The sequence below is a fragment of the Glaciimonas immobilis genome (assembly GCF_011947285.1).
Lineage (GTDB): Bacteria > Pseudomonadota > Gammaproteobacteria > Burkholderiales > Burkholderiaceae_D > Glaciimonas > Glaciimonas immobilis.
This window is the reverse complement of sequence record NZ_JAAOZT010000001.1, coordinates 451816-468807: the sequence shown is the minus strand read 5'-3', so window position 1 is coordinate 468807 and position 16992 is coordinate 451816. Positions and strand designations below refer to the sequence as shown.

13 protein-coding genes are annotated in these 16992 nt (G+C 51.0%); 7 read left to right on the top strand and 6 right to left on the bottom strand.

The genetic code is table 11. The features are described from left to right. Positions 1-258: 258 nt before the first annotated feature. The 6 genes from HAV38_RS02070 (at position 259) to HAV38_RS02045 (ending at position 5641) form a co-directional block, all read left to right on the top strand. Positions 259-459 (top strand): hypothetical protein, encoded by a 201-nt coding sequence (locus HAV38_RS02070; RefSeq protein WP_168051903.1) that lies wholly within the window; start codon positions 259-261, stop codon positions 457-459. Positions 460-657: 198 nt separating this feature from the next. Beyond that, on the top strand, positions 658-909 hold the full coding sequence (locus tag HAV38_RS02065) for a GlsB/YeaQ/YmgE family stress response membrane protein (RefSeq protein WP_168051901.1): 252 nt from the start codon (positions 658-660) through the stop codon (positions 907-909). A gap of 842 nt (positions 910-1751) precedes the next feature. After that, entirely contained in the window at positions 1752-2651 is a 900-nt protein-coding gene (locus tag HAV38_RS02060; protein WP_168051899.1) for a hypothetical protein, read from the top strand. A gap of 251 nt (positions 2652-2902) precedes the next feature. Then, positions 2903-3829 carry a histidine kinase gene (locus tag HAV38_RS02055; RefSeq protein ID WP_168051897.1) on the top strand — a complete coding sequence of 309 codons (927 nt, stop codon included), beginning with the start codon at positions 2903-2905 and terminating at the stop codon, positions 3827-3829. Between the two features lie 52 nt (positions 3830-3881). Further along, entirely contained in the window at positions 3882-4154 is a 273-nt protein-coding gene (locus tag HAV38_RS02050) for a transposase (protein WP_168051895.1), read from the top strand. A 452-nt stretch (positions 4155-4606) separates the two neighbouring features. Beyond that, positions 4607-5641 (top strand): GlxA family transcriptional regulator, encoded by a 1035-nt coding sequence (locus HAV38_RS02045; RefSeq protein ID WP_168051893.1) that lies wholly within the window; start codon positions 4607-4609, stop codon positions 5639-5641. Positions 5642-5790: 149 nt separating this feature from the next. Here HAV38_RS02045 and HAV38_RS02040 read toward each other — a convergent pair whose 3' ends face one another. From HAV38_RS02040 to HAV38_RS02015, 6 genes are all read right to left on the bottom strand, one after another. Next, positions 5791-6531 carry a transporter gene (locus tag HAV38_RS02040; RefSeq protein ID WP_168051891.1) on the bottom strand — a complete coding sequence of 247 codons (741 nt, stop codon included), beginning with the start codon at positions 6529-6531 and terminating at the stop codon, positions 5791-5793. Between the two features lie 420 nt (positions 6532-6951). Then, positions 6952-7953 carry a class 1 fructose-bisphosphatase gene (locus tag HAV38_RS02035; protein WP_168051890.1) on the bottom strand — a complete coding sequence of 334 codons (1002 nt, stop codon included), beginning with the start codon at positions 7951-7953 and terminating at the stop codon, positions 6952-6954. Positions 7954-7972: 19 nt separating this feature from the next. Continuing rightward, entirely contained in the window at positions 7973-10705 is a 2733-nt protein-coding gene (gene pepN / locus HAV38_RS02030; protein ID WP_168051889.1) for an aminopeptidase N, read from the bottom strand. Between the two features lie 341 nt (positions 10706-11046). Then, entirely contained in the window at positions 11047-12513 is a 1467-nt protein-coding gene (locus HAV38_RS02025) for an efflux transporter outer membrane subunit (protein ID WP_168051887.1), read from the bottom strand. A gap of 7 nt (positions 12514-12520) precedes the next feature. Then, positions 12521-14548, bottom strand: coding sequence for a MacB family efflux pump subunit (locus HAV38_RS02020; RefSeq protein WP_184013414.1), 2028 nt, complete (start codon positions 14546-14548; stop codon positions 12521-12523). After that, positions 14545-15756, bottom strand: coding sequence for an efflux RND transporter periplasmic adaptor subunit (locus HAV38_RS02015; protein WP_168051885.1), 1212 nt, complete (start codon positions 15754-15756; stop codon positions 14545-14547). The genes HAV38_RS02020 and HAV38_RS02015 overlap by 4 nt, the downstream gene beginning before the upstream one ends. Before the next feature lie 382 nt (positions 15757-16138). Here HAV38_RS02015 and HAV38_RS02010 point away from each other — a divergent pair, with 382 nt between their 5' ends. Continuing rightward, on the top strand, positions 16139-16774 hold the full coding sequence (locus tag HAV38_RS02010; protein WP_168051883.1) for a DUF4136 domain-containing protein: 636 nt from the start codon (positions 16139-16141) through the stop codon (positions 16772-16774). Positions 16775-16992: the final 218 nt, after the last annotated feature.

The window sequence follows — 16992 nt, the reverse complement described above, 5'->3', positions numbered from 1 at the left end:
CGCGGCCTTATGTATGCGGGCTTATTCCAGCCGAATCCTTTACATTGCCCTGCTTTTCTCCAATAGCAGCCCACAATATTTCATTTGATTTGGCAGAAAGGATGCAGAACCGGATGATCTTTCAATGCCGGGTTTTAGAGGCAATAGCGCTTAGCGCTTCCTGTCGTCCTACACGCAAAAGTGACAACGCCTGACATGGGGAAAGCAACCTTTCCACTATGATGACCTAAATAATCAAAGATGGATGTAAAAAAAATCATGAACATGACAATCATTAGAGAATACAAGGGCCAAAAAATAGTTATCTTTACCAGATTTGAAGGCAAAGGGTGGTTAATTAAAGTCAACCTGGAGAATGGAATTGAATGGACCGATACTGACACCTTCGTTGGATCCCTTGAAGAAGTGGGTTTGGAAGGGGTTAAACGGGGGGAGCAGCTTATAGACAATCGCCTGTAAGACAGTAGAAATTGCATGATCAAACGCGACAGAAAATAAATTGTGGCGAGACAAATTTCACGAATAAATTAGCTAACCGCATGACGCAACGCACGATCGAGTGAAACGTTCGGCCGTATAGTTTGACTTTAAAACACACTTACAGAACCATCCCACGGCAACATACTTTATCCACCATTAACTCTGAAAGGAAATATTATGGAACACGGAATTCTCGCCTGGCTGATTATTGGGGCTATCGCAGGTTGGCTCGCCGGTGTACTGGTTAAAGGCGGCGGCTTTGGCGTATTGGTTGACATTTTAGTTGGTATCGTCGGTGCATTCATTGGCGGCTGGTTAGCCGGACTTTTAGGCGTTGGTGTCGGCGGCAGTATGGTTGCTTCTATTATCACCGCGACTATCGGCGCTATCGTTTTGCTGGTTATCCTGCGACTGGTCAAGCGCACGTAGTGGCGGCAACAAAGTGGTAAGGGCGGGCGTCGCCACCATGTAGTCTCAGGCATTTTTGACCGGCACTACATAGCCAGCGCGATCTGGCCTGAACCACGCATACGTTGTTTAAGTTTTTAGTGTCCCCCGCCCTGCTCAACAGCTGGCGACCTTAAATAGACGACTCGCACACCCCAAGTGTCCGAGTCGTTTTTTCTTGTCCATCACTGCATCCGCCTGGTGGCCCCCGCGCCTCCAAAGATTTTTGCGCGCGTAATTACTCAGGTTTCCTGCGGTAGCCCATAAAAACACCAATTGATTTGGCTCTTTTGGATCATCAGGGCGAAATGCCTTGCCCCGCGAAAAAATAAACTGCACTGACCTTTTCTCAGCCAAAAATTGGTTAAAACTAAATTCGCCTATGCAGAACGTATCTGGACCAACTAAAAGTGTGCCTTAAGTGCCCTACAGAAAGCCATCCAAAACTGCCAACTCTGCTGTCTTGGTTTGACAAAATTTTGGCATAAACACTTTTGTTGGCCGACATATTATCCCTACATCGCAAGACACAGCTTTCTTGCCATCACACGAATGGCTAAGACCGATCAGCGTTTTATTTGGGAGAAAATGATTGGCGCAAGTGAGGCGATGTTTCTAACTGCTGCAACGAATTAACCCTATTTTTTGCAGCAATTTTTATGTCCTAAACGATGGTGTCGACAATTATATTAACCACCGCGGCGGACGTCTTGTTGGACGCTTATTTGATTGCTGTTGCTTTTTACGGAATTCTTGTCTGTTACTTAGGGGCATACAGACAAGACCATCAACAACCAGACCCCACACTTTCAGGAGTAATAATAATGAAAAAGCACATTATCGCCGCATCCGTAGCCTCAATGTTTATGGTCGCAGCCTATGCTGGTGATTATGGATCACATCATCCGTCGCCACCAGTGAAGCCACCTAGCACTCCAACTACTACCACTACAACAACATCAACAACTACAACCACCTCAGATATCTCAAATATTGCAAAGACTACTGCAAATGGAGGCTGGGGTGGTAACGGTGGTGCCGGTACAAGCGGTGCTTCGACAGGCGGCACGGCTAATGGCGGAGCGGTAACAGCTGGCAATGCACTGCAATACAACATGAGTGGCATGGCTAGCACAGGCGGTAACTGGACTGCTGGTGGTGCGGGTACTGCAATCGGCGGCGCAACTACTGCTGCCCCAACTAGTGGTGTTGCTAAAGGCGGCCCTGCTGCTGGTGGCGATGCTTACTCTGCCGGTGGTAACGGCGGTGGTGCAACTGGTAGTTCGAGTAACACTGCCTCTGGTGCGGGGACCGGCTCCAGCGCTTCTAACGGCTGGGGTCACGCCCAGGGCTGGGGCTCAAAAATGTATGGCCACGGTGCATCAAGCACCCCCGCTATGCCTATGCCGTCGGCAGCCACTACTACCGCCAAGGGTGGCAACGGTGGCGATTCGGCCGCGATTGGCGGGGGCGCAAAAGGCGGCAGCGCTTATAACAGCACAGAGGGTTCGTCCCAACTGGCAAACGGCAATGCACTTGGAATCGGCGGCTTTGCGGCTTCCAGCACCGGCCCAGCAAATAGCTCAGTTAGCGGCAACATCAACAAAGCCGGCTCCGCAGTCTCTTATGTAAGCGGTGGCAATAGCGAAAGCGGTCCCGCTATCGGCGGTGCTGGTGGTGCAGGTGGCGCTGCAATTGCAGCCTCAGCCGTTGGCAACAAGTAATACGTTTTAAGTACACGCCAACGCTGCAAGAACCTACTCACGATCTTACTGCGCTGACGTAATGTAATAAATGGCGCTCAAAATCCTCGTGGTCTCAAGACCACCCGGTTTTCCCCGCCATTTATCACCCACTGACGCCCGCTCATGGCAGGTCGTATACGGGCTCCAGGATGTATTTAGTATAAAAAGAAGGGGAAGAGGGAAAGGAAACTTTCCCTTTCCTTTGAAAAATAAAGAAAATCGGAGAATCCATGAAACAACAACTTCTAGGTATTCTGGTAGCCTCGCTCTTCACTATACCAGTCGTCGCGAAAGCAGCCAGTGCGCCCGCGCCGGTTACGCCGATATCACCCACCTCGTCATCGACATCTACCGCAAATGGCGGCGCGGGGGGAGTCGGTGGGGCAGCCAATGGTGGGGCAGCCACGGGCGGAGCGGCTACCGGTGGTAGCGCTCTGAATACGGTCTCTGGTACAACTGCCAACGGCAATTCATCGACGGTCAGCATTTCGGTCAGCCTGCCAAGCAGGGGGAACGGTGACCAATATAGTAACGGATTGTCCGGCTCAGGATCAGGGGCGGAATCATCAAGCAATGGCGGCTCCGGTACAGGCTCAAAGAGCACTGCTACTAGTGCAGCGGCAGATCCGGTAGCGACCATTGCCCACGTGGATTATGGTGGAACCTACACAGTCAAGAGCGCACCTCCCGTTACTGCACCTTCGTTGACCACCACGTTGTCCGATACCTGCATGGGTTCTGTTTCATTTGGCTTGTCACTTACCGGTTTCGGCGCAACTGCTGCCTCCACCATGGTTGACCAGGCGTGCGTACGTCGCTTGGATTCAAGAGAATTCCGCGCAATGGGTCTAAACGATGTAGCGCTAGCATTATTATGCCAGAGCGATGCAAATCGTAAAGCTGTAGAAGCAACGGGTCACGATTGCCCTGGTTCGGTCAGACCAGCAATTGCCGTAGCCAGTAACGCAACTGTACAAAAGCAAGCGCCAAACAACGAATTAGTCGCCGCGGATACGACTACGGATACTGTCCAGGCTGCCGTGACCGTTAGCAGCGTCACTAGCGCCAGCAATGCGGATAGCAACGAATTTCGCGATCCGCTAATTCGCCGTCGCCTCGGCCTGGAACCGCTGCAAGCCAGTTCTGCCGCAAAATAATCGTAATCTAAACATTACTGTGAATACATAACTAGAAGGTAAAGGACATGCCATGAAGCGCACGCCACTTTCCCGCGATCGGATTGCTGAAGCCCTTAAGCAGGAAGAGCTTGGTATGCCGGTCGCTGATGTGATTCGACAAGCGGGGATTACCGAGCGCACCTTCCAGCAGTGGAAGAAACTCTACGGTAGCTTATCGGATGAGCCGCAGCACTTAACATGCCTGCAGGAGGAGAATGCCCAACTAAAACAAATTGTTGTCGAGCTAACTCTACAAAATTCACGGCTCGAAGATGTGTGGAAGAAAAAACACTACATTCATTGATGCCGCGCAAACCAACACGCATTTCAGTCCTGACGCGCGGTTTCACCGCCAACGTAACGTGCCAAAGCTGACATCCATGTACCCATGGAACATAATTTATTACACAAACAAAAACGATTTAATATAAAACCCCACCCGCACTCGCGCGGAAAGGACATAGATTCGCTGTCCGCATAGCTTATTTGTGTTACTGCTTTCCCGTGTCAAATTGTGTTGTTTTCTCTATCAAATAATGAAAATTCCCGCTCAAGTGTAAGCAGAAAAAGTAATTCTGGACAGTGAAATGCCGCCCGGAAATTATCAAATTAATATTTATTTACAAATATTATGCGCATTGTTTGATCTACGTCAATGATCACATTTCAATTTATAGGAGTATCAGTGATGATTATTTAACAACTATAGGTTACTAATTAACAACACTGATAATTACTCGTCGTAAGGGGCGCTACATGAATATTGGGAGCTTAAACAAAGTTGAGGCGGCGTCTGATCGCTCCTCTCTAAAGCACATCGGCATCATAGTCTTCGATGGCGTTATATTGGCTGATGTAGTTGGTGCCGCAGACGTATTCGGCGTCGGCGACAAACTGATTTCAACTGCTTTTCCCGGCACTACGCGTTATCAGGTGTCCATCATGTCCATTTCTGGCGGCATGGTCGCCTCTTCGGCGGCCGTTCAAATTATGACGGCACCGATCTCGCAATTTGACGATCAGCAATTTGACACACTTTTGATTGCTAGCGGCACAGGTAATTTTGATGCCTACCGCGATCCGACTTTAATCGCGTGGCTACAAAAAAAACGCACTCAGGTGCGTCGTCTGGCCGCCATCTGTACGGGCGTATTTGTCATCGGCGCAGCGGGTTTTCTGGCTGGTCGGCGCGCCACAACCCACTGGGCGCTGGTAGACAAACTTTCGCGTGAATTTTCCACAGTTATTATTGACCGCGAGTCGCAGATCGTTGAAGACGACAATATTTTTACGTCGTGCGACGTAGGTATGGCGACTGATCTTGCGCTACGACTCCTCGAAAAGGACCTCGGGCCAGCAGTGGCACAACGGGTTGCGCAAAACCTGGTCGTTTGTCAACGTCGGCGCGATACGTCACCCAACACGCTTGCGCGTCCAGTGGAATCGATTCGAAACAGCAAAATTCACAAGGCGTCGCTTTGGTTCGTCGAGCATCTGAGCGATCCCGTTTCGGTAATAGATGCCGCTAATTTCGTCTCCATGAGTGAACGCAACTTCATACGTCAATTCAAACGCGAGACAGGTCAGACACCGCATGACTTTCTGATCAATCTTCGGCTGGAAGCGGTCCGCCAGCAATTATCGGAAACCGACTTGCCGATCGATAAAATCGCCCGACGTTGCGGCCTGTTCAGCGGCGCTAACGTGGCAAAACTATTTCGTAAACAAATGTGGCCTTCGCCTACAGAATATCGAAAGGGCTTTCGTCTACACCAGGAAAATATCGCGTAGTGCCAGTCAATTGGCGCGTGGAAGCGGGTCAAATTAACAGGGTAGTCTGCTTACGGTGCTATATGCGCGTACGGTATCCCTGCACTCGCGGTGGCTATTATGGGAATTGTTCTAGAAGGGTACATAACGTGAGATGTCGAAAAGTACGATCAAAAATGCAAGGTAACCCCGGCCCCGGCCTGATGACTGACTTCTGCGCGATTCAATCCAAACCGCAGCCCGACGTCGAGATCGACATCCTTGCCAGAAGAGTAGACGACACCTGCAACCAGAAACGCTGGATTGATGCTACTGTTGACATCGGGATTACGCGCAATCCCGATGTCAGTAACAACGCGCCACTGCGCGTTCACGATATAGGTAACCGCGACAGACGCTCGCCACAAATTGCCGCGATTGCTTTGTCGATCCGCGGACAAAGCATAGCGCTTCATATCCATACCGACGTCTCCCACAAGTAGCCAGGATGACGCATCATAAGTCCCTATCAATGTGACCGCGGCACCAGTGCGTCCGGTGCCTAATGCCCGGTTTTGATTACCGGTAGCGACAACGATGGCAGGCTTGATAGCAAAACTGGTCGCGCCGCGCTCGTAATAGCGCCACTTGAGTCCCAGCGCGCCATCATTGATACCCCGCGGCGAAGAGGCGGTTAAGGGTAAATCCGCAAAAACATCCAGGTTTGGTAGCGCGCCATAGGAATAGGTAAAGTCAGCAACGTGGCTAGAGACGCCCTGCTTTGTGTACCAGTCGGTGTTGGCTTCAAACTGCTGATTTCCGGCGTCCTGCGTACTGGTATCGTCACTCACAAGAGGATGCGCCGCAAAGGCAGCATGCATCAACATCAGTAACACTAGTCCAATAAAAGCGTGTAATTTCTTAAATGACATTATTGATCTGGGCTAATACTTCAGAAATACAGCAAACATGCGCAACTTACATTAAACCGCCGATTTTAACTGCGGATAATTTCATCAATATGACTCATTTACATTTTTTCGAGATAGGTGTCCGAACTTGCGGCGGGTTCAACAAATGCAGCAAGCCAAACGGCGCGGGGCATTACCAAACCAAATGCGCGGCACTAATCCTGCCAGCCTGACGCCCGCGCACTATATGAGCGTAAATAAAGACAACCGGATAGGTCCGTCTGAGACCACGACGGGCCACCAAAGCGGTAACTGAAGACGCTTCCGGTGCAAACCTGCACAGCAGTGCATCAAACTAAATCGAGCAGTAGGTTGGAGGAAAAAATGTGAAGCGGACCAACACGCTATCAAATAGCGTCCGGGCCGCCCACCTCAACCACGCTATTCGGTATGGTAGCGCGTTATCCGCTCTACTTCGGATTTTGACCCCAGAAATACCGGCACACGCTGATGCAGCTTGTGCGGTGTAATATCCAGGATCGACTGTTTGCCGTCGGTGGCGGCACCGCCCGCTTGCTCGACGATCATTGCCATCGGGTTGGCTTCGTACATCAGCCGCAATTTACCCGGCATGCTCAGATCGCGTGAATCGGCTGGGTACATAAAGATCCCGCCACGGCTTAAGATGCGATGAACATCAGCGACCATCGACGCCACCCAACGCATATTGAAATCCTTCTTCAATGGCCCGGTACACCCTTCCAGCATTTCATCAACATAGCGTGTCACCGGGGGGAACCAGTGACGCATATTTGAGGCATTGATGGAAAACTCTTTGGTCTCAGCAGGAATTTGCATGTCGGCTTGCGTCAATACCCAAGCGCCCATTTCGCGGTCGAGCGTAAAACAATGAACGCCATTGCCGGTAGTGAGGACCAGCATTGTTTGCGGGCCATAGACAGCATAACCGGCAGCGACTTGCCGGCGACCCGCTTGCATGAAGTCCTGCTCGGTCGGCGCAGCCATCCCCTCCGGCGCTTTCAGCACCGAAAATATCGTGCCGATGGAAACGTTGACATCGATATTGCTGGAGCCATCAAGCGGATCGAACAAAAGTAAGTACTCGCCTTGTGGATAGCGATTGGGAATCGGATGAATCGATTCCATTTCTTCCGAGGCCATCGCAGCCAGGTGGCCACCCCACTCATTCGCTTCAAGCAGGATTTCATTGGAAATAATATCCAGCTTTTTTTGTACTTCGCCTTGCACGTTTTCGCTTTCGGCGCTGCCAAGTACTTCCCCTAACGCGCCTTTACCGACTGCATGACTGATGGTTTTGCAGGCACGACCAACGACTTCGATCAGCAGGCGCAACTCGGAAGGAATGCTGTTGTGCAGACGTTGTTGTTCAATGAGATGTTGTGTGAGGCTGATACGTTTCATAAGATTTTTCCGTTAAATATTAATAGGCAAGCGCTTTGGTGATGACTTCCTGCACATCTTTTGACAAATCCGGGGTTGCCGCGACACGCTGTAATGCGCTGCGCATTTGATCTTGCAGGCCTGATCCGTATTTACGCCACCGATCCAGCGCCCGCGCCAGGCGTGCCGCGACTTGTGGATTGACGTTATCGAGTGCGATCACCTGATCGGCCCAAAATGTATAGCCACTGCCGTCAGCGGCGTGGAAGTTAGCCGGATTATTATTACAAAAACTAAAAATCAGACTGCGTGCTCGATTAGGATTATTCAGCGTAAATGCGGGATGCTGCATCAATTGACGCACGGCGGCTACATCGCTAGTGCGCGCCATGCCTTGCAACGCAAACCATTTATCAATGACCAGGGGTTCTTTTGCAAAATCAGCATAAAACTGCGACAGCGCATCAGCTTTGCCGGGCGCACTGCTGTTCGTCAACGCGACTAACGCGGCAAAACGATCGGTCATGTTGGTGGCGCCATCGTATTGGTGCTGCGCTAATATGTGCGAGTCTGCGTCGTCGCCATCCATCAAATAGGATAATGCAACGTTTTTTAACGCGCGCTTGCCTGCGGCTAGTGCATCGGGACTATAGTCGCCAGGCGTTTCGTTGGCGTAGTAAACCACCCACAAATCTTCGTTTAGCACGTGCGCCAACTTGGACCGTAAATAATGCCGTGCCGCATGAATGGCTTGAGGATCGATGACGTCGGATTGCTCTGCAAGCACCGACTCCGAAGGCAAGGTAACAGCTAATTCCTGAAAAGCCGCATCCAGCGTCCCATCGAACAAAATGATGCGGAACGCTTCTGCCAGCGCAGCGCTATTAGACACTGCACTGTTCATGGCAGCAGTCATTGCAGTTTTTCTAGCAGTGCCGTCGGCGGTTCCAATTACATTCTTCGCGGCATTGGTCAATACGATTAAACTACGCGTAGCCAGTCGCTGTCCCGCTTCCCAGCGATTAAATGGGTCGCTATCGTGCGCCAGCAAGAACGCGAGTTCGGCATCGGTATAGTCGATGTCCATAACGACCGGGGCCGAAAAATTGCGTAAAATTGATGGTACCGGTTTCTCTGCAACGTCAATGAAACGGAAGGTCTGCTTGGCTTTGGTCAACTCTAAAACGCGGGTAATGCCGAGCGCCGGATCCTGTGCCGGATTTATTGCCTCGCTCTTTAATCGCAAAGGCATGTCGAACCCGTGCTGGTCCAGCAGACCCACCGCAACCGGAATATGAAATGGCAGCTTCTTCTTCTGACCCGGTGTAGTCTGGCAAGACTGGACCATCGTCACATCATAGGTTTTTTTGAGCGCGTCGTAATGCGTTGTTACTTGCAACTTCGGCGTTCCGGCTTGACTGTACCAGCGTTCAAACTGAGACAGATCGCGACCATTGGCATCCACCATCGCAGCGCGAAAATCATCGCAGGCAACGGCTTGGCCATCGTGGCGCTTGAAGTACAAATCCATGCCTTTTCTAAACCCGTCGCGTCCCAACAACGTCTGGTACATGCGAACAACTTCAGCACCCTTCTCATAAATGGTCACGGTGTAGAAATTGTTGATTTCGACATACGCATCCGGACGCACAGAATGTGCCATCGGACCGGCATCTTCGGGGAACTGCGCCTGACGCAAGACCCGCACGTCATCGATACGCTTTACTGCGCGGCCACTATCGGTGCCGACCATGTCAGCTGAGAATTCCTGATCGCGGAATACGGTCAAACCTTCTTTTAGCGACAACTGAAACCAGTCGCGGCAGGTGACGCGGTTGCCGGTCCAGTTGTGGAAATATTCGTGGCCAACTACCGCTTCGATATTGGCATAGTCAACGTCGGTGGCAAGCTCTGGATTGGCGAGGACAAATTTGGTGTTGAAAATATTCAACCCCTTATTTTCCATCGCTCCCATGTTAAAGTCACCAACTGCAACGATCATAAAACGGTCCAGATCCAACTCCAGGCCAAAGCGCTCTTCGTCCCAGCGGATACTATTTTTCAGAGAATCCATGGCATGCTGGGTTTTGTCGAGGTTGCCTTTTTCTACCCACACTTGCAACAAGACTTTGCGGCCTGATTTAAGCATATATTTTTCTTGCTGGCACACCAGTTTGCCGGCAACCAGCGCGAATAAATAAGATGGCTTCTTGAATGGATCTTCCCATTTTGCATAATGACGACCATCACCCAGATCACCCTTTTCGATCAAATTTCCGTTCGACAACAAGACCGGGTATTTCTTCCTGTCAGCCCGCAGCATGACTGTGTACTTGGCCATCACGTCTGGCCGATCCGGGAAGTAAGTAATTTTACGAAAACCTTCCGCTTCACATTGCGTAAAAAAGTTGCCATTGGAAACATACAGTCCCATCAAGGATGTATTTTTCTCTGGCTGTGTCAGAGTTTCAATCTCCAGTATCACTTTGGCGGGAGCGAGCGGAATGCGCAACATGCCACCATCAAGAAGATATTGCGCAGGTTTTAATCTTTTGCCGTTCAGCCGCAACGTTACCAGTTCCAGTTCTTCACCCAGTAATACAATCCCCTTTGCGAGGCTGGCAGGGTTACGCCGCATCACAATCCGTGTGGCAACACGCGTGGATACTGGATCAAGGTCGAAGCCCATTTCTACGGTATCAACCAGATAAGAAGGTGCAATGTAATCTTTACGGTAAATCGTGGAGGGGGTTGCTGCCGGATCATTACGCATAGGATGTAATCGCCTGGGAAGTGATAGAAACCTCGATTCTACCAAGCAACCGGAAAAACCACATGCGTTTCTGCCGCGCAGGCCAGTTCCGCATGTATTTGCCACAGTGGCGTTATAGAGGGAGAGGCGCTACGGGGATGTTGCTAAACGCAGAATGTGTCCGCATTAAACATCGTGGCAGCGCGTTGAAACAGCGATTTTTAAAAAAAAATTAGTGCTGCGCGCTATTGCATGCCGGCAGTATCGCGGGTTGTCTGTTACCAAGGCTACCTTGATCGCCGGCGTTATAACTGGGACTTCAGTTGTTAATTCGTTCAGACCCCACTTTTCCCAAACCTGTGTTATCGGACCGCATCGCCGCCCAATGCTTTATAAATGTCGACCTGATTGATCAACCGATCGAAGTGGCTTTCAATTAAAGCACTCTGCGCGGAGCGCCGGATAATTTGTGCATCAAGCCATGCTTTAAGCGGTGTTGCCCCGGCTTGATAACGCGCCTGATAAATACGTTCGACTGCTTGGGCAGCAGTCAGCGCCCGCCCGGACTTATTCGCCTGAACCTTTAACTGATGACGGGCTGATAAAGCGTTTTCGACATCCGCTAAAGCAGCGGCAATCTTTTGACGAAAATCGATTATTGCGGCGTCATAGTCAGCCTGCGACAGTTTGCTATTGCGTTCTACTTTATCCCACTCGACAAAAGGAAGTACCATATTTGCCGCCAGCGTGCCAACCGGATTTTGCAGTACCTGCATCCAGCCACCGGCGCTGCCATTCAACGCCGCAGACAGCGTTATATCTGGATAAAAGCGCGCGCGCGCGATATCTGTATCCGCCAACAACTTACGCAAGCGCAATTCTGCGCCACGCAGGTCGGGACGACGACTGATAATCTGGAATGGCAGCCCTGTATCGATCACGGGTAGTTTGCCCTCCGGTAGCGCGGTTGGTTCCGTATATGTGCGGTCTTTAGCACCATCGAACAATACCGCTAAAGCGTTTCTCACTACTGTGCGTTGTTGCACCAATTGTGACTGAGCGGCTTGTTGCGTCGCCAGCGTTTGTTCGGCTTGTAGACCATCCAGCGCGGATTCGGCGCCTGCTTGATGTCGCACTTTTATCAAGTCGCGGACTCTGGTTGCGGTAGCAATATTTTGGTTATTTAACCGGATGCTTTGATTGAGGTAAGCGAGCTTCCAATAAAGCGTCGCGGTAGTACCGATCAACGCCAGCGCCGCACTTGCACGATCCTCCTCGGTAGCCAACGCTTCCCAACGCGCCGCATCGCGCTCTGACGACAACCTGCCCCAGAGGTCCAACTCGTAACTTGCCGACAGATTCAGCGACTGCTGCATGCTGCGATGTGAGCCGCTAGTCGATGGACCTGTCCTGTTGCGCTGGATTGACGCAGCCGTCAGGCCTAGCCTCGGTATAGCGTTGATATCTACCAAACCCGCCAATAGTTGCGCGCGCTGGACAGTTAGCGCGGCGATAGCCAGGTTATTATTCTGCGCTAGCACCTTCCCTATGAGCTGATCGAGTTGCGGATCATGAAACTGATGCCACCAGTGATCCTGCGATACTATTTTGGCGGCTTTAAACGACTGTTTTTCGGGCTTCAGAGAATTACGTACCTCATCAGATGCACCATAATTTTTCCAGACGTCTGGCAATACGATGGCTGGCCGGACATACGGCGTTGCGTTATTTGCGCATCCGGTCACGGTGAGCGCAACACTTAACAGCAAACCTCGCACCGCCAGATTTGCTTTAGCCACAGCTACTTTTAATTGGTCGGTCGTGTTCACCTATTCCTCACTCGCGCGCTAACGCATCAATTGGATTAAGCCGGGCGGCGTTGCGTGCAGGCAGAAATCCGAAGATCACGCCGATCAGCGTCGAGCAACTAAATGCTGCCACGATGGACCCGGTTGAATACAACATTTGAAAACTACCCTCTCCGCCCATTACCATTTTGAATACCACGCCAAAACCCAATGCCAGTAATACCCCAAGCAGACCACCTGACAGGCAAACTAATATCGCCTCAAGTAGAAATTGCCGCAAAATATCTGCCTGACGCGCTCCAACGGCCATCCTGACACCAATTTCCTGGGTCCTTTCGGTCACCGATACCAGCATGATATTCATCACCCCAATACCACCGACGACCAGTGCAATGAGTGCGATCAGCGATACCAGCAACGTCATGGTCGCTGTCGTGCGTTCGATACTGTCCTTAATACTGTCAAAATTGAACAGGTAGAAATCTTTAACGCCATGACGTTGCGTCATCAGTTTGGCGATACTGTCCTCTGCCGTCGCGCTTGGCACCGCATCGCCAATGCGTACGATAATCGATTGCAGATTGGGCGCGCCTGTGATGCGTGCAATTACGGTGGTATAAGGAAGCCAGAACTGCAACCTGTCGCCTGCTATCCATCGCGATTTTTTTTCTTTGGATACGCCAATCACGCGGACCGGGACATTACTCAGCATGATCACCTGCCCAATGGGATCGTCTTGCGCTTTAAAAAATTTTTTGCGCGTATTGTGGTCGATGACAACTTCCTGCAAATGATGCTGTACGCTCGCGGCATTAAAGGCCATGCCTTCGGCCATCTGCATGTCATGCACCCTGAAGAACTGGGGACCGACGCCAGAAATTATTGCGCTGGCTGAAATATTTTTATAACGTGCATGAGAATTATAGGTAACCACCGGCGTGGCACTATCTACATACACCTGATTAGCTAACGCGTCCGCGTCTGCGGGTACTAAAGTGCGTACCAATGCCGCCTTTTCATCGCCGCTCTCGTCGCCCGGATAGATAGTGATGGTATTAGTACCGATTGCACTAATATCCTCAATAATTTTTACCTGCGAACCCTGGCCCAAAGCCACTACCGAGACCACGGAGGCAATCCCGATAATAATCCCCAGCATCGTCAAAAAACTTCGCAGACGATGCGTCACCATCGACAATACCGCCATCTTAAACGCCTCTGTTAGCATATCTTTGCTGGCCCGCCAGGAAGCTATGTTATGCAACACCTCCGGGCGCTGTCGAGGCTTGGGAGTGGCAGGCAAATCGTGATTGATACCGGCCGATAACTGCGGGGGAACTTCGCTAGCCCCGCCTGAGGGCCGGTCAGAAATGATGACGCCATCACTGATTTCTATGATGCGCTGGGCATGTTGGGCCACGTGCATGTCGTGCGTGACGATGATGACGGTGTGGCCCTCGGCATGCAACGCTTGCAGAATTTTGATGACTTCCGCACCGCTATGCCTGTCCAGCGCGCCGGTTGGTTCATCGGCCAGAATGACTTCGCCCCCGTTCATTAACGAGCGGGCAATACTGACGCGCTGTTGCTGACCGCCCGATAGCTGACTGGGACGATGATGGCTGCGCTCGCCCAATCCAAGCTGCGCCAGCAACGCATAGGCGCGTTGGCGACGCGCGGTCCGGTCCTTTCCTGCATATATCGCCGGAATTTCAACGTTGGCAACGGCGTCCAGATCGGGTAGCAAGTGATACCGCTGAAAAATGAATCCAAAATATTCGCGGCGTAATTGCGCCAGCGTATCCGGCAGCATTTTTCCGGTCTCCCGACCTGCGACTTTATAGCTGCCTTCAGTGGGGCGATCCAGGCAACCGAGAATATTCATCAAGGTGGATTTGCCAGAACCCGAGGCACCGACCAGCGCCACCATTTCGCCCGCATCGATGCGCAAATTAATGTTACTCAACACGGTCACGCTGTCATCGCCAGAAGGAAATTTTCGGTACAAACCGGTAATTTCAAGCAGGGCTTTTACTTCTTGTGGCGCATCGGTCACGACGCGGCCCCGGCTTGGTCATGAGCGTCCGCATCCCCACTATGGGCTTCACCGACCACCACCTGCTGGCTGATCTGCAAGCCTTTGAGCACTTGCGCGTGCGCATTATTGTTGATACCAATCTGGACCTGACGTATGACCGCAAGCTGATTTTTATGTGCAACTACCCGTACCGCATAGCTGCCATTTTCGGATTTTTTCCCCAATGCCACCGAAGGAATAATTAACGCATTTTGGGCATCCTGTAACACGATCGATACCTGCGCTGTCATGCCAATCCGCAGCTTATTGCCTGGGTTGGGAATATCGAAAAGGCCGTTGTAATAGACCGCCTTGGACGTTGCATCTGTTTTGCCGACATTACTGTTGATATCGGCAATGATCGAATCAGGAGCCGGCTCAATGCTGCGCAACGTCGCGCGATAGCGGTGATCCGGATCTCCCAGAATCGTAAAGTGTACGTTTTGGCCGGGCGCGACACGGGTGACATCGGCCTCAGAAATTTGCGATTTCACGGTAATCGTATCAAGTTGTGCCACGATTAATATCGTTGGCGCACTTTGTAATGCATTCAGGGTTTGCCCTTCCTTTGTCACAATCGCCACCACTTTTCCGTCTATCGGCGCAATGATTTTGGTATAGCCCAGATTGACCACGGCGGTTTCTACGGCGATTTTTGCCTGTGCTATTTGCGCCACTAAACCACTGATGTCAGCCCGCGTGGTTTCCAGCGCAGCATCGGCGGTTTCGTAGTCCTCTTGTGATCCGGCGTCGTTGAGCAATATGCGCTGCTGGCGCGCAAACTTAAGCTGGTTCAAGCGCAGTGTTGCACGTTGCGAGCGTAACTCTGCCCTGATCCGTTCAAGCTCAGCCTTCTTGATTCGCAGTGCATTTTGCTGCGTCATCGAGTCGATTTCTGCCACCAGTTGTCCTTTTTTTACATCGTCTCCAAGCGCCACTTTTAAAGATTTCAACTGCCCGGTTGCCTGCGCGCCGACATTCACCTGATTCAGCGCCTGAAGCGTTCCGCTCGCCAGAACGATGTCCTGGATGTCGCCTTTGACAACCGGCGCGGTGAGATAGGTAGGAATTTTCTTAGTCGGAAACAGAAATATCTTAGTCGTCACAAAAATTATCAAAAGAGCAATTCCGATGATGATGATACGCAGGACTTTGATACGGATATTTTTTTTACGCAATAAATACATATGAGCAATGGAATATTGAACGCCGGGCTAGTGCAGCATCGCGCCCGAAGACGACCAGAAGCCACGTATGGTTGGTTGCAATTTTAAAAATGAGAGGTTTGCCATGTCCCCGGTGACATGGTCCCGGAAGTCGATCAGCAACTAAACGGAATCTTGTGGTCTGACAGACCAAACGAAAGCGCCAAACGAACAGAATCAAGCAAAAACACACGCCGGTAGCCGCAGCAGAGATTGACGATATTTTCGCGACAAAGTTCCTCTGCGGCAAGTGAACTCTAGCTTCATATCCGACTCCAATGCTGCATCGACGCCATTAATCCCCCTTAATCGCCGCTGAGTCGTCGACTAATAAATCTCCATATAGTCACAACGAGGAAACATCATGAAACGCTATTTAGCACTTTGCATTGCAGCGCTGTGTTTGCTGTTATCAGGTTGCGCGTCGGTCATTCGTAGCGACGTTATTGCCTTCAACGAATGGCCGGCCAATTTACCCGACAAATCCTTCAGCTTTATTCACACGGCGGAACAAGAAAACGATCTGGAATATCGTAGCTACGAGGCTCAGGTCAGCCACGCGCTTCAGCAGTTGGGCTTCACGCAATCCGTTAATGCGAAAGCCACGCTCAACGTCACCTTATCGTACGGTGTGAGAGCACGCGACGTCCATACCATAGAGCCTGTAGAAATAGATCCCGGTATTTACGGCTCGCCGTTCTATGCCTCCGGCTTGGGTTATCGAGGGTTCTATGGCCCGCTCAATGGACCTTTCTGGTATGCCCCTCCAATTGTTGTGCAGCGCGAATTCAATTATCTGGTCTTCACCCGGCATATGAACGTACGTATCGCGCGCACCGGCGACGGCAAAAAATTGTATGACGTAACCGTGGTCAGCGAAGGAAGAATAAGTTCATTGCCGATGGTTATGCCCTACCTGATACAAAGCGCCTTTAGCGACTTCCCCGGGAAAAGCGGCGTTCCGCGTCAGGTCAAGCTAAAAATAAGAAATGATCAATAACGATTGATGACTCATAAAAACCGGCAGCAACAATGATGCTGCCCGTGTTGACGTTCGATCAGGTGGGACCCAAGGCGCTGCTGATATTGGTATAAATGAAGCCATATGCATGCCGACTAAATGCGATCAAAAATATGATTTTTGAATATAAAAAAGGGCTAATTACACAGTTATTCCATGTAATTGGCCCTTTTTGGATCGTCATTCGCTGCGCCGCC

What these genes read in the sequence shown, in the direction of transcription:
- HAV38_RS02015 (WP_168051885.1), bottom strand. Translation starts at nt 15,756, where the DNA reads ATGTATTTATTGCGTAAAAAAAATATCCGTATCAAAGTCCTGCGTATC.
- HAV38_RS02045 (WP_168051893.1), top strand. Translation starts at nt 4,607, where the DNA reads ATGAATATTGGGAGCTTAAACAAAGTTGAGGCGGCGTCTGATCGCTCC.
- HAV38_RS02010 (WP_168051883.1), top strand. Translation starts at nt 16,139, where the DNA reads ATGAAACGCTATTTAGCACTTTGCATTGCAGCGCTGTGTTTGCTGTTA.
- HAV38_RS02050 (WP_168051895.1), top strand. Translation starts at nt 3,882, where the DNA reads ATGAAGCGCACGCCACTTTCCCGCGATCGGATTGCTGAAGCCCTTAAG.
- pepN (WP_168051889.1), bottom strand. Translation starts at nt 10,705, where the DNA reads ATGCGTAATGATCCGGCAGCAACCCCCTCCACGATTTACCGTAAAGAT.
- HAV38_RS02065 (WP_168051901.1), top strand. Translation starts at nt 658, where the DNA reads ATGGAACACGGAATTCTCGCCTGGCTGATTATTGGGGCTATCGCAGGT.
- HAV38_RS02055 (WP_168051897.1), top strand. Translation starts at nt 2,903, where the DNA reads ATGAAACAACAACTTCTAGGTATTCTGGTAGCCTCGCTCTTCACTATA.
- HAV38_RS02070 (WP_168051903.1), top strand. Translation starts at nt 259, where the DNA reads ATGAACATGACAATCATTAGAGAATACAAGGGCCAAAAAATAGTTATC.
- HAV38_RS02035 (WP_168051890.1), bottom strand. Translation starts at nt 7,953, where the DNA reads ATGAAACGTATCAGCCTCACACAACATCTCATTGAACAACAACGTCTG.
- HAV38_RS02040 (WP_168051891.1), bottom strand. Translation starts at nt 6,531, where the DNA reads ATGTCATTTAAGAAATTACACGCTTTTATTGGACTAGTGTTACTGATG.
- HAV38_RS02060 (WP_168051899.1), top strand. Translation starts at nt 1,752, where the DNA reads ATGAAAAAGCACATTATCGCCGCATCCGTAGCCTCAATGTTTATGGTC.